17 protein-coding genes are annotated in these 19,011 nt (G+C 62.7%); 3 read left to right on the top strand and 14 right to left on the bottom strand.

The window, feature by feature from the left end:
• Positions 1 to 8: 8 nt before the first annotated feature.
• From HY067_08115 to kdpF, 9 genes are all read right to left on the bottom strand, one after another.
• Positions 9 to 1,223, bottom strand: coding sequence for a sugar ABC transporter permease (locus HY067_08115; GenBank protein MBI3527920.1), 1,215 nt, complete (start codon positions 1,221 to 1,223; stop codon positions 9 to 11).
• 14 nt (positions 1,224 to 1,237) lie between these two features.
• Positions 1,238 to 2,770 carry an ATP-binding cassette domain-containing protein gene (locus HY067_08120; protein ID MBI3527921.1) on the bottom strand — a complete coding sequence of 511 codons (1,533 nt, stop codon included), beginning with the start codon at positions 2,768 to 2,770 and terminating at the stop codon, positions 1,238 to 1,240.
• Positions 2,771 to 2,852: 82 nt separating this feature from the next.
• Positions 2,853 to 3,917: a sugar-binding protein gene (locus HY067_08125; protein MBI3527922.1), complete on the bottom strand. Its 1,065-nt coding sequence runs from the start codon at positions 3,915 to 3,917 to the stop codon at positions 2,853 to 2,855.
• Between the two features lie 237 nt (positions 3,918 to 4,154).
• On the bottom strand, positions 4,155 to 4,847 hold the full coding sequence (gene kdpE, locus HY067_08130) for a two-component system response regulator KdpE (GenBank protein ID MBI3527923.1): 693 nt from the start codon (positions 4,845 to 4,847) through the stop codon (positions 4,155 to 4,157).
• Positions 4,844 to 7,567, bottom strand: coding sequence for a two-component system sensor histidine kinase KdbD (kdbD, locus tag HY067_08135; protein ID MBI3527924.1), 2,724 nt, complete (start codon positions 7,565 to 7,567; stop codon positions 4,844 to 4,846). Before kdbD ends, kdpE begins: the two co-directional genes overlap by 4 nt.
• Positions 7,568 to 7,612: 45 nt before the next feature.
• Complete coding sequence (gene kdpC, locus HY067_08140; protein ID MBI3527925.1) at positions 7,613 to 8,182, bottom strand: potassium-transporting ATPase subunit KdpC; 570 nt, start codon at positions 8,180 to 8,182, stop codon at positions 7,613 to 7,615.
• Between the two features lie 22 nt (positions 8,183 to 8,204).
• A complete protein-coding gene (gene kdpB / locus HY067_08145) occupies positions 8,205 to 10,295 on the bottom strand; it encodes a potassium-transporting ATPase subunit KdpB (protein MBI3527926.1) in 2,091 nt (696 codons plus the stop codon).
• Positions 10,296 to 10,340: 45 nt separating this feature from the next.
• Entirely contained in the window at positions 10,341 to 12,149 is a 1,809-nt protein-coding gene (kdpA, locus tag HY067_08150) for a potassium-transporting ATPase subunit KdpA (protein MBI3527927.1), read from the bottom strand.
• Positions 12,149 to 12,238 carry a K(+)-transporting ATPase subunit F gene (gene kdpF, locus HY067_08155; GenBank protein ID MBI3527928.1) on the bottom strand — a complete coding sequence of 30 codons (90 nt, stop codon included), beginning with the start codon at positions 12,236 to 12,238 and terminating at the stop codon, positions 12,149 to 12,151. The genes kdpA and kdpF overlap by 1 nt, the downstream gene beginning before the upstream one ends.
• Before the next feature lie 489 nt (positions 12,239 to 12,727).
• Between kdpF and HY067_08160 the strand changes: the two genes are divergently transcribed.
• On the top strand, positions 12,728 to 13,402 hold the full coding sequence (locus HY067_08160; GenBank protein ID MBI3527929.1) for a hypothetical protein: 675 nt from the start codon (positions 12,728 to 12,730) through the stop codon (positions 13,400 to 13,402).
• A 77-nt stretch (positions 13,403 to 13,479) separates the two neighbouring features.
• Here the strand turns inward: HY067_08160 and ettA are convergent, their stop codons facing one another.
• On the bottom strand, positions 13,480 to 15,141 hold the full coding sequence (ettA, locus tag HY067_08165; GenBank protein ID MBI3527930.1) for an energy-dependent translational throttle protein EttA: 1,662 nt from the start codon (positions 15,139 to 15,141) through the stop codon (positions 13,480 to 13,482).
• Positions 15,142 to 15,619: 478 nt separating this feature from the next.
• On the opposite strand from ettA, the gene HY067_08170 reads away from it, so the two are divergent.
• Complete coding sequence (locus HY067_08170; GenBank protein MBI3527931.1) at positions 15,620 to 16,498, top strand: HDOD domain-containing protein; 879 nt, start codon at positions 15,620 to 15,622, stop codon at positions 16,496 to 16,498.
• A 79-nt stretch (positions 16,499 to 16,577) separates the two neighbouring features.
• Positions 16,578 to 17,339: a transporter gene (locus HY067_08175; GenBank protein ID MBI3527932.1), complete on the top strand. Its 762-nt coding sequence runs from the start codon at positions 16,578 to 16,580 to the stop codon at positions 17,337 to 17,339.
• Here HY067_08175 and HY067_08180 read toward each other — a convergent pair.
• The 4 genes from HY067_08180 to HY067_08195 all read right to left on the bottom strand — a co-directional run bounded on the left by HY067_08180 (position 17,333) and on the right by HY067_08195 (position 18,992).
• The gene (locus tag HY067_08180; protein ID MBI3527933.1) at positions 17,333 to 17,473 is read right to left on the bottom strand and encodes a hypothetical protein; all 141 of its coding nucleotides are present in this window, start codon (positions 17,471 to 17,473) and stop codon (positions 17,333 to 17,335) included. The genes HY067_08175 and HY067_08180 overlap by 7 nt on opposite strands.
• A gap of 79 nt (positions 17,474 to 17,552) precedes the next feature.
• Positions 17,553 to 17,918 (bottom strand): cupin domain-containing protein, encoded by a 366-nt coding sequence (locus tag HY067_08185; GenBank protein ID MBI3527934.1) that lies wholly within the window; start codon positions 17,916 to 17,918, stop codon positions 17,553 to 17,555.
• 160 nt (positions 17,919 to 18,078) lie between these two features.
• On the bottom strand, positions 18,079 to 18,495 hold the full coding sequence (locus HY067_08190) for a PaaI family thioesterase (protein ID MBI3527935.1): 417 nt from the start codon (positions 18,493 to 18,495) through the stop codon (positions 18,079 to 18,081).
• Between the two features lie 74 nt (positions 18,496 to 18,569).
• Positions 18,570 to 18,992, bottom strand: a complete 423-nt coding sequence (locus tag HY067_08195) for a DUF2784 domain-containing protein (GenBank protein MBI3527936.1) — start codon at positions 18,990 to 18,992, stop codon at positions 18,570 to 18,572.
• Positions 18,993 to 19,011 lie beyond the last annotated feature (19 nt).

The raw sequence follows: 19,011 nt of genomic DNA on the forward strand, positions 1-19,011 counted from the left end.
CCTCCCGGTCACTTGTTCTTGTTGTAGACGTCGATGACGACGGCTGCCAGCAACACCAGTCCCTTGATGACCTGCTGGTAGTCGATGCCCACACCGAGAATCGACATGCCGTTGTTCATGACGCCCATGACGAATGCACCGATCACCGCGCCGAGGACCTTGCCGACGCCGCCGGAGGCTGAAGCGCCGCCGATGAAACAGGCGGCGATGACATCCAGCTCGAAGCCGAGTCCCGCCTTGGGCGTAGCGGTGTTCAGGCGGGCGGCGAAGACCAGGCCGGCCAGCGCGGCGAGGACACCCATGTTGACGAAGGTGTAGAACGACAATCGCTCGGTGTTGATGCCGGACAATCGCGCCGCCTTCTCGTTGCCGCCGAGCGCATAGATGCGCCGCCCGACGGTCGAACGCCGCGTGATGAAGTCGTAGCCGACTATCAGCACCACCATCACGACCAGCACATTGGGCAGACCCTTGTACGACGACAGCGCCCACGCGAAGTAGACGATTCCCGCGGCGAACGCCAGTTGCGTGAGCGCGAAGACCATCAGTGGCTCGGTCTGCATGCCGTGCCTGGCCTGCGCCGCGCGGCCTCGCACCTTGAGTATCACCATCGCCAGCGCGGCGACGATGCCCAACAGCAGCGAGGTCAGGCGCAGGTTCTCGCCGGCCAGCGGGTCGGCGATGAAGCCCGAGCTCAGGCGCTGGAACGTCTCCGGGAACGGCCCGACCGACTGCCCCTGCAGCAGGGCGAGCGCGAGGCCCTTGAACACCAGCATGCCCGCGAGCGTGACGATGAACGACGGGATACGGAAGTACGCCACCCATACGCCCTGCGCAGCGCCGATGAGCGCCCCCGCCGCCAGGCAGACGAGTGTGGCCGGCACATAGTGCCATCCCCAGCTCACCATCAGCACGGCCGCCAGCGCGCCGATGAAGCCGCTGACCGAGCCCACCGACAGGTCGATATATCCGGCGACGATCACCAGCAGCATGCCCAGCGCCATGATGACGATGTAGCTGTTCTGCAGCACCAGGTTGGTCAGGTTCAGCGGCTGCATCAAGGTGCCGTCGGTCATGACCTGGAAGAACACCATGATCGCGACCAGCGACAGGAGCAGGCCGTACTCGCGCAGGTGGCCGCGCAGCCACCCGGTCCCCGGGGCGGCGGAGTCGTGTTTCGATTCTGGCGTTGCGTCCGGCGCGGCGGCGGCTTCGGTTTGCATGGCGTCTCGATGCGTCAGTTGAGTTGATCCCGGACGATGGCCTGCATGATCTTCTCCTGCGTCGCGTCGCCGCGGTCGAACTCGGCGACGAAGCGGCCGTTGTTCATCACGGCGATGCGATCGCACATGCCCAGCAGCTCGGGCATCTCCGATGAGATCATGATAATGCACTTGCCTTCGTCCGCGAGGGCGTTGATCAGCGTGTAGATTTCGTACTTGGCGCCGACGTCGATGCCGCGCGTGGGTTCGTCCAGGATCAGCACCTCAGGGTCGGCGAACAGCCACTTGCTTAACACGACTTTCTGCTGGTTGCCACCCGAGAGATTGACCACCGGCTGGAAAACGCTGGCGCAGCGGATGCGCAGCCGATCGCGGTAGTCTCCGGCCACGGCGTACTCGCGGCCGTCGTCGATCACCCCGGCGGTGGCTACGGCCGCCAGGTTGGCCAGCGTCACGTTGCGCCGTACCTCTCCGCCGAGAACCAGACCCAGCGCCTTGCGATCTTCGGTGACATAGGCCAGGCCCGCTTCGACCGCGCGCGCCACTGAACTGACGTCGATCTCGCGGCCATGCAAACGCACGCGGCCGCTGATGCCGCGGCCCCAGGCGCCGCCGAACAGGCTCATCGCAAACTCGGTTCGTCCGGCGCCCATCAGGCCCGCGATGCCCAGGATTTCGCCGCGCCGCACTGCCAGCGACACGCCCTTGATGACCTCGCGCTCCCGGTGGATCGGGTGGTGCGCACGCCAGTCCTCGACCTCGAAAACGACCGCGCCGATTTTCGGCGTGCGCGGCGGAAAGCGCTCATCCATCTCGCGGCCCACCATCGCGCGGATCATGCGGCTCTCGCTCGCCGAGCCCTGCCGGCAGTCGATGGTCTCGATGGTCGAGCCGTCGCGCAACACGGTGATCGAGTCCGCCACCCTCGCCACTTCATTGAGCTTGTGCGAAATCAGGATGCAGCTGATGCCGTGCGACTTCAGCTCCCGCAGCAGTTCAAGCAGCGCGTCCGAGTCGGTCTCGTTCAGGCTCGCCGTGGGCTCGTCCAGGATCAGCAGCTTGACTTCCTTTGACAGCGCCTTGGCGATCTCGACAAGCTGCTGCTTGCCCACGCCGAGGTCGGTGACGCGCGTTGCGGGCGACTCGTCGAGGCCTACCTTGGCCAGCAACTCGCGCGTACGCGTGAAAGCCCGGCTCCAGTCGATGACGCCGAAATGCGCCGGCTCGTTGCCGAGGAAGATGTTCTCCGCTATCGACAGCAGCGGCACCAGCGCGAGTTCCTGGTGAATGATGATGATGCCGAGCTTTTCGCTGTCGTGGATGCCCTTGAAGCGCCGTTCCCGGCCCTGGAAGATGATCCGGCCGCTGTACTCGGGATACGGGTAGACCCCGGACAATACCTTCATCAGCGTCGACTTGCCGGCGCCGTTTTCGCCGACCACGCCATGGATCTCGCCGCTGTTCACGACCAGATTGACGTTGGCCAGCGCATGGACGCCGGGAAACGTCTTGCCGATGCCGCGCATCTCGAGGATCGTTTCGGACATGATCGGCTGCGATTGTAGTCCCGGACAATACCAAGCCGGCCGGCGCCCCACGGCGCCGGCCGGATAGTCCTGAAGAACGCCGTTACTTTACCTGCGCTTCGGTGTAGTAGCCGCTGCCAATCAGGATCTGCTTCCAGTTGCTCTTGTCCACCGCCACCGGTTTGAGCAGATACGAGGGCACCACCTTGATGCCGTTGTTATAAGTCTTGGTGTCGTTGATCTGCGGCTTCTTGCCGGCGAGCACGTCGTCGACCAGCGCCACCGTCACCTTGGCGAGTTCGCGCGTATCCTTGAATACGGTCGAGTACTGTTCGCCACGCAGCATCGACTTCACCGAGGGGACCTCGGCGTCCTGGCCGCTGACCACGGGACACGGCTGCTGCGCGGTGCAATAGCCCACGCCCTTGAGCGACGACAGGATGCCGATCGACAGTCCGTCGTAAGGCGACAGCACCGCGTGCACTTTCTCCTTGCCGTAGAAAGCCGACAGCAGGTTGTCCATGCGCGCCTGCGCAACGGCGCCGTCCCAGCGTAGCGTGCCGACCTTGTCCATCCCCATCTGCTTGCTGCGCACCACGAGCTTGCCCGAGTCGATATAGGGCTTGAGAACCGACATCGCGCCATCGTAGAAGAAGAAGGCATTGTTGTCGTCCGGCGAACCGCCGAACAATTCAATGTTGAACGGACCTTTGCCGCTCTTGAGGCCCAGCGCGTCGACGATCGAGCCCGCCTGCAGCACGCCGACCTGGAAGTTGTCGAAAGTGGTGTAGTAGTCCACGTTCTTCGAGCCGCGGATCAGCCGGTCGTAGGCAATGACCTTGATTCCAGCGTCGGCCGCTTTCTGCAGCGCACCCGACAGCGTGGTTCCGTCAATCGCGGCGATCACCAGGACCTTTGATCCCTTGGTGATCATGTTCTCGATCTGCGCCAGCTGGTTGGGGATGTCGTCTTCGGCGTATTGCAGGTCGGGAGCGTAACCTTTTTCCTTGAAGTACTTGACCATGCTGGCGCCGTCGGAAATCCAGCGCGCCGAGGACTTGGTCGGCATCGAGATGCCGATGGTGCCTTTGTCCGCGGCTTGTGCCTGCGGCAGGACGACAGCCAGCCCGAGGGCCAGGCCCGCAATCACGGATAGTAGTTTCTTCACGAAATGTCTCCTCTAGTCGATATTGTTTTGCTATGGATTGTTTTGCTACGGTCGCCAGCGATGTCCGCACCACCCTGCCCTTTCGGAGCCGAATGCCCGTGGAACGCGGGAGCGTAAGCGGCCTGATACTAAAGACCTTCAGGATAACGATCTAATGAAATTTTCGGCGTTTGGGATGCTGCTTTTGACATGCCTGAGGGGATTAGCAGCCGTGAATGATCGAACGCAAAAACCAGGTCACTCGCCGGCCAGCCGGTAGCCGACGCCGGTTTCGGTCAGCAGATGGCGCGGCCGCGCGGGATCGTCTTCCAGCTTGTGGCGCAGTTGCGCCATGTAGATGCGCAAGTAATGCGAATGTTCCACATGTGAGGGTCCCCATACTTCCCGCAGCAACTGGCGATGCGTGGTGACCTTGCCCGCGTTGCTCGCAAGCACCGACAGCAGCCGGAATTCGATCGGGGTGAGATGGATCTGCGTGCCGGCCCGGACCACGCTGCGATTGGCGAGATCCACGCGAACGGCGCCGAATGTCACCATGGCTTCACCTTTCGCGCCCGTCGCGCGGCGCCGCAATGAGGCGCGCACCCGCGCCAGCAGCTCGCCAACTCCGAAGGGCTTGGTGAGATAGTCGTCGGCCCCGGCGTCCAGCGCCTCGATTTTGTCCACTTCGTCGGTGCGTGCCGACAGCACGATGACCGGCAACGCGGACCAGGTGCGCAGTTCGCGGATGAAGTCCACGCCATCGAAATCCGGCAGTCCGAGATCGAGGATCACCAGATCCGGCTTGCGGGTGGCGGCCTCGGTCAGACCCTGGCGTCCGGTTTCGGCTTCGAACATGCGGATGCCCTCCGATTCCAGCGCGGTGCGCACGAAGCGCCGGATCTGCTTTTCGTCCTCGACCATGACGACGACCGGCGCGGGCTCCGTCATGTCGTCTCAGCGGGCGACGGGGAAACCGGCTGTTCTTCCGGCGGGCGCGACATTTCCGGCGGCGTGCCCAGCGGCAGCGCAACCACGAAACGCGCGCCGCCGGCGGGAATATTTTCCGCCCAGATCCTGCCACGATGGGCCTCGACAATGGCGCGGCTGATGGTCAGACCCAGGCCGACGCCCGGAGTCGCGGATTCGCGCGGGCCGCGCGCGAACTTCTCGAATATCGTTTCCTCGCTGCCGGGCGCCAGGCCGGGTCCGTTGTCCGCCACGCTGATATGCAGTTCGGCGCCCTGTGATCTTGCCTCGATGCGGATTTCGCTCTGCGCCAGCGTGTATTTGGCGGCGTTTTCGAGCAAGTTGCACAGCACGCGCTCGATCAGCACCGCGTCGAATTCCACCAGAGGCAGATCTTCCGGCAGATCGATGCGTATCGCATGAGAGGCAAGCAGATGTTCACGCGCTTTCACCGCGCTGCCCACCACTTCCTCCAGCGGCTGCCACTGGCGATTGAGCCGCACTTCGCCGGCCTGCAGCCGCGCCATGTCGAGCAGGTTGTTCACCAGGGCGTTCATTCTCACGGCCTCATCGCGGATCGCGCTGGCGATTTCGAGCTGGTTGCCCGAGAGTCCGGGACGCGTCAGCGTCAGCGATTCGGCCAGACCTAGCAGCGCGGTCAGAGGCGTGCGCAAGTCGTGCGACAGTGCGCTCAGGATCGAATTGCGCAGCCGTTCCGATTCGATTTTGACCAGGGCGTCCTGCGCGACCAGTACGTAATGCACGCGCTCCAGCGCGATTGCGATCAGCGCGGCGAACGTCTCCAGCAGGCGCCGCTGTTCCGGGATGAGCAGCAACCTTGCCATCGCCGGCTCCAGCGCAAGAACACCGCGCGTGCGCATCGGCGCGGGCAACGGCGCATAGTGGATGCGGGTGCCGGGCAGGGTGTCGGTAGCGAAGCCGGCCGGCTTGCCGTTGTCGTACACCCACTGGGCAATCGCCAGATCTATGACCGGGGATTCCGCAGCTTCGCCGGCCGCCGGCTCGCGCAAGTGGTCGTGCTCGTCCGGCAGCAGGATCACGGCCTTGGCATGGAAGATTGCCTCGATGTGCCGGTCGCTGATCTGCAGGACTTGTTCCTGCATCAGCACGCCGGACAATTCCCGCGAGAGTTCGTAGAGCGCGCGAGCACGCGTCTCGCGGTGACCGGCCACGCGCGCCTGATAACGCAGTCCGGACGTCAGGTGTCCAATGATCAGCGCCACCGCCAGCATCACGCCGAACACGATCAGGTATTGCGCGTCGGAGACGGCCATGCTGAAACGCGGCGGCACGAAGAAAAAATCGAACGCGCCGACGCTGAGAAATGCCGCCAGGACAGCCGGGCCGCGACCGAAGCGCACAGCGACCAACACCACGGCCAGCAGGAACAGCATCACGATGTTGGCGAGATCCAGATACGGCTGCAACGGCAGCGCAGCCAGCGTGGCGAGCACGCAGGCTGCAGCGGACCACGCGTAGCCTGCGTACAGACCGGAGCGCGCCGCGCCGCCGTCCTCGTCGGCGGCGGACCCGGCAGGACGCGGCGCGGCACCCTCGCCGAGACCGACCTGGACCACTTCGAGGTCGGAGCCCAGCGCGGCGATCCGGTCGGAGAAGGTCCTGGCGAAGGGCAGCGGGCGGCTGCGGCCGATCACCACGCGCGCGAGATTGTGGCGGCGGGCGTACGCGACAATTTCCGCGGCCGGGGACTGGCCGGGAATCGTCGCCGTTTGCGCGCCCAGTTCCTGCGCCAGCTTGAGCACACGCAGGATGCGTTCGCGCTGCGCCTCCGGCAACCGCTGCAGCCGCGGCGTCTCGACGTACACGGCATGCCATTCGACTTCGAGCTGCTTCGCGAGCCGCGCGGTGCTGCGCACCAGTTTCTCCGCGCCCGGTTCGGGTCCGACGCAGGCAAGCAGCGATTCGCGCGTGTGCCAGACGGTGCGGATCGCCTCGTCATGGCGGTAGGCGAGCATCTGGTCGTCTACGCGATCGGCGGTGCGTCGCAGCGCGAGTTCGCGCAATGCGATCAGATTTCCTTTGCGGAAGAAATTGCGGATGGCGCGTTCGGCCTGGGCCGGCATGTAGACCTTGCCCTGCTGCAGCCGCTGCAGCAGTTCATCGGGCGGCAGATCCACCAGCGTGACTTCGTCGGCGCGGTCGAATATCTGATCCGGTACGGTTTCCCAGACCTTGATGCCGGTGATGCCGCCGATCACATCGTTCAGGCTTTCCAGATGCTGAACGTTGACCGTGGTGTAGACGTTGATGCCGGCCGACAGCAGTTCCTCGACATCCTGACAGCGCTTCGGATGACGCGAGCCGGCGGCGTTGTTGTGCGCGAGTTCGTCCACCAGGATGACCGCAGGATGGCGCGCGAGCGCGCCGTCGAGATCGAATTCCGCGAGCCGGGTGCCGCGGTATTCGACAAATCGAGAAGGCAATACTTCGAGTCCATCGAGCAGCGCCGCGGTGTCCTTGCGGCCGTGGGTTTCCACGATGCCGGCCACGACGTCCACCGACTGGGCACGCAACTCGTGCGCCGCGAACAGCATCGCGTAGGTCTTGCCGACGCCGGCCGATGCGCCAAAAAAAATCTTCAGCCGGCCGCGCCTGGCGCGGTCTTCCTCGCGTCGGATCTTTGCGAGCAGTTCGTCGGGATCCTGCCGGTTTTCCGTCATCACATTCCGCCTGCTCCCTATTGTAGAGAGCGGCGGCGGCGCGCACTACCGTATCGCATCGAGCGCGAGATTCAGCCTGAGCACATTCACCCGCGGTTCGCCCAGGAAACCCAGTTGCCTGCCTTCCGTGGATTCCGCGACCAGGGTTCTGACTATTTCCGGATCCAGCTTACGCGCCCTGGCGACACGATTGACCTGATACTCGGCGGCGGCGGGACTGATGTGCGGATCGAGCCCGCTCGCGGACGCCGTCACCAGATCGACCGGCACCGGCGCGGCGTTGTCCGGGTCGGCGTCGCGCAGCGCCTTGATCCGCCCGGCCACGGCATCGGTGAGCGCCGGATTGAGCGGCCCCAGGTTCGAACCGCCGGAGGACGCGGCGTTGTATGGATAGGGCGCGGTAGCGGACGGACGGCTCCAGAAATATTTCGGATCGCCAAACGGTTGTCCAATCAGCGTCGAACCGACTGGCTTGCCGTCGTGCTCGATCAGGCTGCCGGCCGCCTTGCCGCGAAATGCAGCCTGGCCTATCGCGGTCACGAGCAAGGGATAGGCGACGCCGGTGATCAGCGTCATCACTGCCAGCATCGTGACCGCTCGTCGGATATCGCTCAACATGGTATTTCCCTTCGGTTCGTCACGTGGCTCCCAGACCTACCAGGATCAAGTCGATCAGCTTGATGCCGATGAACGGCACGATGATGCCGCCGACACCGTAGATCAGGGTGTTGTCGCGCAACAGGACCGCCGCGCCGACAGGCCGGTAGCGCACACCCTTCAACGCCAGCGGGATCAGCGCAATGATGATGAGGGCGTTGAAGATCACCGCTGAAAGGATGGCACTCGCGGGACTGGCCAGCCCCATCACGTTGAGCGCGTTCAACTGCGGATAGGTGGTGGCGAATGCCGCCGGAATGATGGCGAAGTACTTGGCAACGTCGTTGGCGATTGAAAACGTGGTCAACGCGCCGCGCGTCATCAGCAGTTGCTTGCCGATTTCGACGATCTCGATCAGCTTGGTCGGGTTGGAATCGAGATCCACCATGTTCCCAGCTTCCTTGGCGGCCTGCGTGCCGGTGTTCATCGCCACCGCGACGTCCGCCTGCGCCAGAGCCGGTGCATCGTTGGTACCGTCGCCTGTCATCGCCACCAGCCTTCCGGTCGCCTGATGGTCGCGGATCAGCTTCAGCTTCGCTTCGGGTGTGGCCTCCGACAGGAACTCGTCCACCCCCGCTTCGGCCGCGATCGATGCCGCGGTCAGGCGGTTGTCGCCGGTGATCATCACGGTCTTGATGCCCATGCCGCGCAACTCGGCGAAGCGCTCCTTGATGCCGCCCTTGACGATGTCCTTGAGTTCGATCACGCCCAGAACCTTGGATCCATCGGACACGACGAGGGGCGTCGATCCGTTGCGGGCAATCCGGTCCACTGCTTCACCCACCTCGCGGGAAACCGAACCCCCTTTCAACTCCACCCAAGCGCGGATCGCGTCCGCGGAACCCTTGCGGATTTCGCGCCCTTCGATGTTTACGCCGCTCATTCTGGTATGAGCGGAGAACGGGACAAATGTCGCGCCGAGATTCGCAATATCGCGGCTGCGCACATTGAACTTCTGTTTGGCCAGGACGACGATGCTGCGCCCTTCCGGCGTCTCGTCGGCCAGCGAGGCGAGCTGGGCAGTATCGGCCAGATCCCGCTCACTGACCCCGGCCGCCGGAATGAACGCCGCGGCCTGCCGGTTTCCCAGCGTGATAGTGCCGGTCTTGTCGAGCAGCAGCACGTCGACATCGCCCGCCGCTTCCACTGCGCGGCCGGACGTGGCAATGACGTTGGCCCGCAGCATGCGCCCGATGCCGGCCAGGCCGATCGCGGACAGCAGGCCGCCGATCGTGGTCGGGATCAGGCACACCAGCAGAGCGACCAGCACGGTAATGGTGACCGGATTGCCGGACTTCGCGAGTTCAACACCGTAGATCGAGAACGGCAGCAGCGTCACGGTGGCCAGCAGGAAGATGATCGTCATCTTCACGAGGAGAATGGTGAGTGCGATTTCGTTGGGCGTCTTGTGGCGGCGCGCGCCTTCCACCATCGCAATCATCCGGTCGAGGAACGCCTCGCCAGGATTGACGCTGACGCGCACGATCAGCCAATCGGACAGCACACGGGTGCCGCCGGTGACCGAGGAGAAGTCGCCGCCCGATTCCCGGATCACCGGCGCCGATTCGCCGGTAATGGCCGATTCGTCCACCGATGCCACGCCCTCGATGACTTCGCCGTCAGCCGCGATAGTGTCGCCCGCCTCGATCAGGATGATGTGGCCTTTGCGCAGGTCGGAAGAGGGGGTCCACGTCACCGTCGCGTCGCGCTTCGGCGCGTCGAGCTTCTTGGCGAAGGCGTCGCGCTTGACCGCCCGCAACGCCGCCGCCTGCGCCTTGCTGCGGCCTTCCGCGACCGCTTCCGCAAAATTGGCGAACAGCACGGTAAACCACAGCCAGACCGTCACCGCCAGGATGAAGCCCGCCGGCGCCTCGCCGTGTCCGCCGAGCGCCTGGATGAACAGAATGGTGGTAAGGATGCTGCCGACGTACACCACGAACATCACCGGGTTTCTCCACTGATGTTGCGGCAGCAACTTCACCAGCGAGGCGACCAGTGCCTCCTCAATGATGCTCCTCGTGACGAGAGAGCGGCGCGGCACTTGCCCGGGGGATATCGCTTGGGTTGTCATATCGGATCGACTCCTGTTTCTTTCAGATTCGGCGGCCGGGCGGGACTATTTGCCGCCGTACAGCACGAGGTGCTCGACGATCGGTCCGAGCGCGAGCGCCGGGAAAAAGGTCAGTGCCCCGATCACGACCACTACGCCGATGAGGAAGAAAATAAACAGCGGCGCATGCGTGGGTAGCGTGCCGGCACCGGCCGGGACCTTCTTCTTCGCCACTAGCGAGCCGGCCAGCGCGAGCACAGGCACAATGATCCAGAAACGCGCGAAGAACATGACGATGCCGAGCGCCGTGTTGTAGAACGGCGTGTTGGCCGAGAGACCAGCGAACGCACTGCCGTTGTTGCCGCTCACTGAGGAGAACGCGTACAGGATTTCGGAGAAGCCGTGCATGCCGGGGTTGGCCACGCCCGCTTTGCCCGCCTCCAGCAAGACCGCGACAGCGGTTCCGAACAGGGCGGTGAACAACGGCACCAACACGCCGATCGCGGCCATCTTGACATCGAAGGCCTCGATTTTCTTGCCGAGGTATTCGGGCGTGCGGCCGATCATGAGGCCCGCGACGAACACGGCGACCACGGCCAGCAGCAGCATGCCGTACAGGCCGGAGCCCACCCCGCCGAAGATCACCTCGCCGATCTGGATCAGCCACATCGGCACCAGTCCACCCAGCGGCGTGAAGGAGTCGTGCATCGCGTTCACCGAGCCGTTCGACGCCGCGGTGGTCGCGGTGGCCCAGAGCGCCGAGTTGACGACGCCGAAGCGCGTCTCCTTGCCTTCCATGTTCCCTCCTGCCTGCAGGGGGGACGCCACCTGGTCGACGCCAAGCTTGTCGAGCGCCGGGTTGCCGACCTGTTCGGCGCCGACGCACACCGCGAGCAGCGCCACAAACACGACGGTCATCGCGGCGAGGATGGCCCATCCCTGGCGCGTGTCTCCCACCATCTTGCCGAACGTGTAGCAAAGTGCCGCCGGGATCAGCAGGATGGCGAGCAGCTCGAGAAAATTCGACAGCGGCGTCGGGTTCTCGAACAGATGCGCCGAGTTGGCATTGAAAAAGCCGCCGCCGTTTGTGCCGAGCTGCTTGATGGCGACCTGCGAGGCAACCGGGCCCACCGCGATCGACTGCTCCTTCTGCGTCGCCTTCTCGGTGACCGGGTTGCCCTTGTCGTCTTTGAGCGGCTGGCCGGCGGCGTCGAGCTTGGGATTGTCGTACTCCACCGACTCGACCAGCGGCACCGTCGCGTAAGCCGAGAAGGTCTGCGGCATGCCCTGCCACACCAGCACGAGCGCGAAGACGAGCGACAGCGGCAGGAGGATGTAGAGCGTGCTGCGCGTCAGATCGACCCAGAAATTGCCGATTGCCTGGGCATTCTGGCGCGCGAAGCCGCGGATAAGCGCGACGAGCACCGCCATGCCGGTCGCCGCGGACACGAAGTTCTGCACCGTGAGTCCGAGCATCTGGGTGAGATAACTCATCGTCGACTCGCCGCCGTAACCCTGCCAGTTGGTGTTGGTGATGAAACTGATGGCGGTGTTGAACGACGAATCGGGCGACACGGCCGCCATGTTCTGTGGATTGAGCGGCAGGGAGAGCTGCAGCCGCTGCAGCGCATAGACGGCAAAAAAGCCCAGCACGTTGAAGATGAGTGTCGCCACGGCGTACTGCGTCCAGCGCATTTCCTGCGCGGGGTTCACGCCGCACACGCGGTAAATCAGGTTCTCGACCGGCGCGCCGATGCGATTGAGAAACGCCGGTTGGCCTTCGTAGATGCGCGCCATGTAGGCGCCGAGCGGCTTCGCCAGTGCGATCAGCACGGCGACGTAGAAAGCAAGCTGCAGATAACCGTTGGCAGTCATCAGAATTTCTCCGGCCAAAGCAGGGCGACAAAGAGATAAACCAGGATCGCAACTGCGACCAGTCCGCTCAGGATGTATATCCCGCTCATTTCGGTCTCCTCATCAATTTTTCACAGCCGTGCACGAGCGCAATGCTCAGGGCCACGAAAGCGACAGCGAGTCCGATGTACAGAATGTCCATGTTCACCTCACACACAATTCCCGGATCAGCGTGGCCCGATGCCCGCCCCCGATGGCAGCGGGATACCTTGACGGAGATCAATCCCGGTCATGGCTGCCCCATGAATTTCGGTTGCCATATTAGGAAACGCGGCGTAAAGAAGGCGTAAAGATTCGCCGCGCTGCGCTCAAGAGGGCGTAAGTCCGCTGGAATATCAGTAACGACATGCCGGCCGTCAGCACCGGAAGCGTCCGCCTCCGGCATTCGGCGCATCTTGCCCATTGCCGTGACATTCCAATGCGGGGTGCCCTCATGTCAGAATGAAAAGATGCATTCCACTGAGCATGGCATTTTCAGCGAATGCACACTGGGCACCGAACGTCGAATCACGCCAATGAAGGAAAACGGAGGTTTCGTCATGAAGAGGAACAATCTGGTTGCGGTACTTGCGGCAGTTTGGGCGATTCTCGCTTCCCCGGTATCCCTCGCGGATACGAGCCTCGGACTCCGTGTCGGAACGCTGGGCGGCGGCGTCGAGCTGGCGCATGCATTCACCGAAAAGCTGGGATTCCGCGTCTCTGTCAATGGCCTGAACTACAACACTTCCGAGACCCATGAGTCCGTCGACTATGACGCCAAATTGAAACTGGAATCCGGCCAACTGCTCCTCGACTGGTTTCCGTTCTCCAACAACTTTCGCCTGAGCGCGGGCGCCATGTACAACGGCAACAAGTTCACGCTGGACGGCAAACCTTCCGCGGGCGGAACCTTCACGATTAACGGCACCACGTACAGTTCGTCCAACGTCGGTTCGCTGAACGGCAAGTTCGATTTCAGGAAGGCGGCACCCTACGTCGGCCTGGGGTATGGCCGCCCGATCGGCAAAGGGCTGTCGCTCGCCGCCGATCTGGGCGTGTTGTTCCAGGGCTCACCGCGCTCGACCCTTTCCGCCACTTGCGGGGCGGCAACGCCTGCAGGGCTCTGCTCGCAAATCCAGGGCGACGTCGCGGCGGAGCAGGACAAGCTCGACGACGACATGCACAAGTACCGGTATTACCCGGTGGTATCGATTGGACTTGCCTACGTGTTCTGAAGCGGATTTTTACAATGGATGAAAAACAAACAGGCCCGACGGGCCTGTTTGTTTTTGAAGCACGAGCTTGAGGCCGGCTATTGCAGCGGCTTGAAGCGGATGCGCTTGGGCTTGGCGCCTTCTTCGCCGAGGCGCTTCTTCTTGTCGGCTTCGTATTCCTGGTAATTTCCCGGGAAGAAGGTCCACTGGGATTCGCCTTCGCAGGCGAGGATGTGCGTGGCGATGCGGTCGAGGAACCAGCGGTCGTGCGAGATCACCAGCACCGACCCGGCGAACTCCAGCAATGCGTCTTCCAGTGCGCGCAACGTTTCCACGTCGAGATCGTTGGAAGGCTCGTCGAGCAACAGCACATTGCCGCCGGAGATCAGCGTGGTCGCCAGGTGCAGCCGCCCGCGTTCACCGCCGGATAGATTGCCGACCACTTTCTGCTGGTCGGCACCCTTGAAGTTGAATCGGCCGGCGTACGCGCGCGAAGGCATTTCGAACTTGCCGACGGTGAGGATGTCCTGGCCGTGCGAGATCGCTTCCCACACGGTCTTCTTGTTCTCGAGCGCGTCGCGGCTCTGGTCGACGAACGCAAGTTGCACGGTGGAACCGATGACAACTTCGCCGCTGTCCGGCTTTTCCTTGCCGGTGATCATGCGGAACAGCGTCGACTTGCCGGCGCCATTCGGGCCGATGATGCCGACAATCGCCCCGGGTGGAACGCTGAACGAGAGCTTGTCGATCAGCAGGCGGTCGCCATAACCCTTCGACACTTCCTTGAACTCGATCACGCTGTCGCCCAGGCGCTCGGCCACCGGAATGAAAATTTCCTGGGTTTCATTCTGCTTCTGGTGCTCGTGGGACGATAATTCCTCGAAACGCGCGATGCGCGCCTTGCTCTTGGCCTGGCGCGCCTTGGGATTGGAACGCACCCACTCGAGTTCCTTCTGCATCGCCTTGATGCGCGCCGATTCCTGCTTGGCTTCGACCTCAAGGCGTTGTTCCTTCTGTTCCAGCCAGGAACTGTAGTTGCCTTTCCACGGAATGCCGCGGCCGCGGTCAAGTTCCAGAATCCACTCGGCCGCGTTGTCGAGGAAGTAGCGGTCGTGGGTAACCGCCACCACGGTGCCGGGGAATTTCTGCAGGAACTGCTCCAGCCAGTCGACGCTTTCCGCGTCGAGGTGGTTGGTCGGCTCGTCGAGCAGCAGCATGTCGGGCTTCGACAGCAGCAGCCGGCACAGCGCAACGCGGCGCTTCTCGCCGCCGGAGAGATTGGCGATCTTCGCGTCCCAAGGGGGCAGCCGCAGCGCATCGGCGGCAATCTCGAGCTGGTGTTCGACGTCGGCACCGCTGGTCGCGAGAATCGCTTCGTATTTCGCCTGCTCGGTCGCGAGTTTGTCGAAGTCAGCATCCGGCTCCGCGTACGCAGCATAGATTTCATCCAGCTTCTGCTTCGCCTCCATCACCTCGCCGAGACCTCCTTCGACCGCTTGGCGCACGGTCTGCCCGGGATCGAGTTGCGGCTCCTGGGGCAGATGGCCGATGCGCAGGTTCGGCATCGGGATCGCTTCGCCTTCGATCTCCTTGTCGACACCCGCCATGATCTTCAGCAGGCTGGACTTGCCGGAACCATTCAGTCCCAGCATCCCGATCTTGGCGCCGGGAAAAAAAGATAGCGAGATGTCCTTGAGGATGACGCGCTTGGGCGGGACGACCTTGCCCACGCGCTGCATCGTGTAAACGTATTGAGCCATGATTTGGTACGGGTGGTGTCCGGAAAGGGCCGAATTATGCGGGAAAAACCGGCCAGCCGGAGGCCGGCATCAAAGACGTTCGACGCAAAGGATGCTTTTCAATGCGAGAAGCCATCACGGGTCACTTGCAGTACAGCTGCTTGCGTTCCTCAAACAGTTGGATCTGTGAAGGGTCAGGCGAAGATGCTTTCGGGACCAAACACCAAACGTGAAGGAAAACTTTCTCAAGAATGGGAACGCGGGATCAGGCTTGGTCAATTGCATAAATGATGCGGTCTCACTCACCTAATCATCTTGCCCTCATGGCGTGCGTGGCACATGGCACTAAAGTCTGTCACGCAGGCGCCGATACCCAGTGTGGGTCCGCAGAGGACGGGCCGGATTATCAAGGTTTCCTCGGGCCCTCCTCCCGGGGCTTATCGACAGTTTGTGAATCAAACGGGGCACGGACAAACCACGGAAGCGGAGCCTTAGCCAGATGGAAAGAAGCGAAGCCTTCAAGAACATTGTCGCCGACGCGGCACGGGGAGAATTGAATTTTCCGACATCCGCCAAAGTGGCCCTTCGTGTCAGAGAGGTCCTTGACGATCCGGATTGCGCTCTGGACGAGGCGGTTCGCCTGGTGAAGGCGGAGCCGCTGATGGCGGCTCGGGTCGTCGCGCTCGCCAATTCAATGGCCTTCAATCCATCCGGGCGGGAGATTGCCGATGTCCGCGCCGCCGTGAACCGTCTGGGGTTCAAGGCGGTTCGTGCCGTGGCGGCGGCGGTGGCAACGCACCAATTGGCGGGAACGCCCACCGGACAGGCAAATCGGGATCGGGCGACGAAGTTGTGGGAGCACACGGCACATGTGGCGGCCCTCGCTCACGTCATTGCCCGACGCGTAACGGGGCAGGACCCGGAAACGGCGATGTTTGCCGGCATCGTCCACGAGGTCGGCGGGTTTTACCTGCTGTCTCGCGCCAAGGACTATCCCGGATTGATGGACGGGGAACTGACGGATTGGCTGCAGGGCGATGACGGCGAAGTCGAAGGAGAAGAAGAAGGCAAGGGCGGTAGTGAAGTCGAGATCGGCCGCGCTGTGCTCAGGGCCCTGTCCGTGCCCCGGGCGGTGGTGGACGGCATCGAGGCCATGTGGAAGGGTTACCTGGTCCTGCCCCCGACAACACTCGGGGACACGCTGCTGCTGGCTGACCAACTGTCTCCGGTTCATTCCCCGCTGCATGAGCCGCCGCTTAACGATTGCGAAAACATCACAGCGAATATCGACCTGATCATCGGGCAGGAAACGCTGGTCGGGATTCTCAAGGAGTCGGCCGAACACATGGATTCCCTGATCAGGGCATTGAGGTTCTAGCCCTCAAGCCGAGGGAAATGTCGACCGGAGGCCGCCAATGGGCGACCCCTATTCTCCATAGCCGGAGACTCAATACCCCATGAAAAACGCATCAAGAGCCATCGCCGTCGGACTTGCACTGTGGGCGGGGGCCGTCTTGGCCGATGCGCCCGAGGTCACACCCTATCGCCCCACGGTCTCCAACCCGGCCGCGCTTTCCGCCCCCGGCCTGCTCGAGTTCGAGGCCGGCGTAGCGAGATTGCGAGATGACGCGGGCACCCGGCTGGTCAGTCTGCCCTATCTCTTCAAGTACGCTTTCAGCGAAAACCTCGGCGTGCTGGTGGGCGGCGACGCCTATCTGCGCCAGGAAGACGCCGACGGCAATCGCCTCACGAGCGTGGGCGACACCGTGGCGGCGCTCAAGCTGCGGCGTGAATTAACCGACAGCATGGAGCTCGGGATGGAGGCCGGGGTGCGTTTCCCGACCGCCAAGACCGGCCTTGGCGCCGAGAAGAGCGATTACCTCGTGAACGGCATTTTCAGCGCCGGGTGGGGTGGATTGAGTTTCGATTTTAATCTCGCCTACACCCGGCTCGGATCGGTCGGCTCGGGAGAAAGCCGCGGCGAAATCGGCTGGGCGACGGCGGTCTCCGGCAAACTCGGTGGGCCGTGGGGTTGGGCCGCCGAACTTTCCGGCACGGGGCGGCGCGGCACGCGCGGCAGCACGCAGGCGCTCGCGGCCCTGAGCTACCAACCCACACGCACCCTGGTGTTCGATATGGGCCTGGCCCACGACCTGAACAAGCAGACCGACGAAACGACCGCCTTTGCGGGGTTCGCGATTTTGTTCGACCATCATTGATCCGGCACGGATGTATTCAAGCCTGATTCGCTCGTAAATTCACCGCCACCGCCATTGCGCTCACCAGGCAGAGCGAAGTAGCCGAAATAATCTGCAGGCGTGATCGTTTTCGTTGGCAAAAGGAGTTTCTGCAATATGGTGACCTCTAACGATTAAATTTGCCCGACCCAAGGAGCGTAGCTCCGGGTCGGCTGCGATGACGAGGCAGCATTTCTATATCCACGCCTCGGCGGGTGCAGTCTTTTCCCCACCGGCGTCGCCGGTGTTTACCGTACCCGCAGCTTCAACAAGCATGGCACGGCACTCAGCTTTTGCCGAGGTCTTGTGTTCGACGCCTTTCGGAATAACGAGCAGCTCACCTTTTCTCACGGAAACGTCACCGTCTCGAAAATGAATGGTCATCTCGCCCTCGATCACGATGAACACTTCGTCAGTGTCTTTGTGGTCGTGCCACACGAACTCCCCCTGGAACTTCACCAGTTTGAAATGGTAGTCGTTCATCCGCGCAATGATCTTCGGCGACCAGTGCTCGGAGAACCGCGCAAATTTATCGGCGATGTTGATCGGGCGATATTCCATGCGGTGGCTCCAATCCGGGAGGGTTATCCAGTCATGCTCAGTTGTGGGCTTGCAGTTGGCGGATCAACTGCAGTGCCGGGTTGAGCAGGCCTATGGCTTGAGATAGCATTTCTCCTCTGCCGGAATTCCGTTTCAAGCACTCCAGTGCGGGTCCCGGCGATTACGCGGGAGAACCGGAGGGAAGAATGAGTTGTGTCTGCGTAACGACCCCACATAGCTTTCCCGCCTCGGACTTTATGAGCGTTTGCCACACCATGGTGGTCCTGCCGCGATGGAAGGCGGTGCATTCGCCTATGACCGTCGACCCTGCCGGTGCGCCGCGAATGAACTTTGTGCTTGACTCGATCGTCGTGGTGCGAGCGCCTGCAGGAAGACTCATGAAGGTACCTACCGCGCCAAGCGTGTCGGCGAACGCCATCAACGCCCCGCCATGGAGGATCCCTCCGGTAGTGCACAAATCCGGGCGCACCTTGAGCGAGGCGACGACGCGATCCGTGGACACTTCCGAGAACGCTATTCCCATCAACCCGGGGAAAAGGAGTGCGAACAGCTCTTGAATTGATGCGGGAGTATGCATTGGCGCTCCTGAAAAGGAATGTCCGGCATGAGAGGCAGAGTCCAGCTTACCGGCGGCGTCCGTCCGATGGAAGGTCAGGCATCTTTTTCATTGTTGCGGCGTTTGGAGACCGGTGGGAAGCGCACCCATGTTGCCAGGACGAGCAGGCCAAAGAGGGAATAGCCGACTACGAAAACCCAAGGCGGGGCATCGTAGTACAGGATGCGTTGGAGCCAATGCCCGATGAAGCTGCCGCTGTAGGCAGTCGCATGTGCTTTCGTGCGCAGCCAAAATTCCAGCGTTGTGAACGGACAGGTGACGCCCAGCCAAACCTCCGCTACGACGACGGCGATAGCACCCAGATGTGCGAGCCTGAACCACAAGGCATTGACCCACCGCCAGTTGCGACGGTTGCCAATGACGACGAGGACGAGGCCGCCAACGACGAACACAACAATTGCGACGTGCAGCGCAAGCACGACATCCGCAAGTAACAGATACGGCAGGCTGTCGCGCACGAAATTTCCCGACAACCTC

Source organism: Betaproteobacteria bacterium (assembly GCA_016194905.1).
Lineage (GTDB): Bacteria > Pseudomonadota > Gammaproteobacteria > Burkholderiales > JACQAP01 > JACQAP01.

Excerpts from the sequence above, each read along its gene's own strand:
- ettA (MBI3527930.1), bottom strand. The coding sequence starts at position 15,141 with ATGGCTCAATACGTTTACACGATGCAGCGCGTGGGCAAGGTCGTCCCG.
- HY067_08120 (MBI3527921.1), bottom strand. The coding sequence starts at position 2,770 with ATGTCCGAAACGATCCTCGAGATGCGCGGCATCGGCAAGACGTTTCCC.
- HY067_08160 (MBI3527929.1), top strand. The coding sequence starts at position 12,728 with ATGAAGAGGAACAATCTGGTTGCGGTACTTGCGGCAGTTTGGGCGATT.
- HY067_08170 (MBI3527931.1), top strand. The coding sequence starts at position 15,620 with ATGGAAAGAAGCGAAGCCTTCAAGAACATTGTCGCCGACGCGGCACGG.
- HY067_08175 (MBI3527932.1), top strand. The coding sequence starts at position 16,578 with ATGAAAAACGCATCAAGAGCCATCGCCGTCGGACTTGCACTGTGGGCG.
- kdpA (MBI3527927.1), bottom strand. The coding sequence starts at position 12,149 with ATGACTGCCAACGGTTATCTGCAGCTTGCTTTCTACGTCGCCGTGCTG.
- kdpB (MBI3527926.1), bottom strand. The coding sequence starts at position 10,295 with ATGACAACCCAAGCGATATCCCCCGGGCAAGTGCCGCGCCGCTCTCTC.
- kdpF (MBI3527928.1), bottom strand. The coding sequence starts at position 12,238 with ATGAGCGGGATATACATCCTGAGCGGACTGGTCGCAGTTGCGATCCTG.
- kdbD (MBI3527924.1), bottom strand. The coding sequence starts at position 7,567 with ATGACGGAAAACCGGCAGGATCCCGACGAACTGCTCGCAAAGATCCGA.
- HY067_08115 (MBI3527920.1), bottom strand. The coding sequence starts at position 1,223 with ATGCAAACCGAAGCCGCCGCCGCGCCGGACGCAACGCCAGAATCGAAA.
- kdpE (MBI3527923.1), bottom strand. The coding sequence starts at position 4,847 with ATGACGGAGCCCGCGCCGGTCGTCGTCATGGTCGAGGACGAAAAGCAG.
- HY067_08190 (MBI3527935.1), bottom strand. The coding sequence starts at position 18,495 with ATGCATACTCCCGCATCAATTCAAGAGCTGTTCGCACTCCTTTTCCCC.
- HY067_08185 (MBI3527934.1), bottom strand. The coding sequence starts at position 17,918 with ATGGAATATCGCCCGATCAACATCGCCGATAAATTTGCGCGGTTCTCC.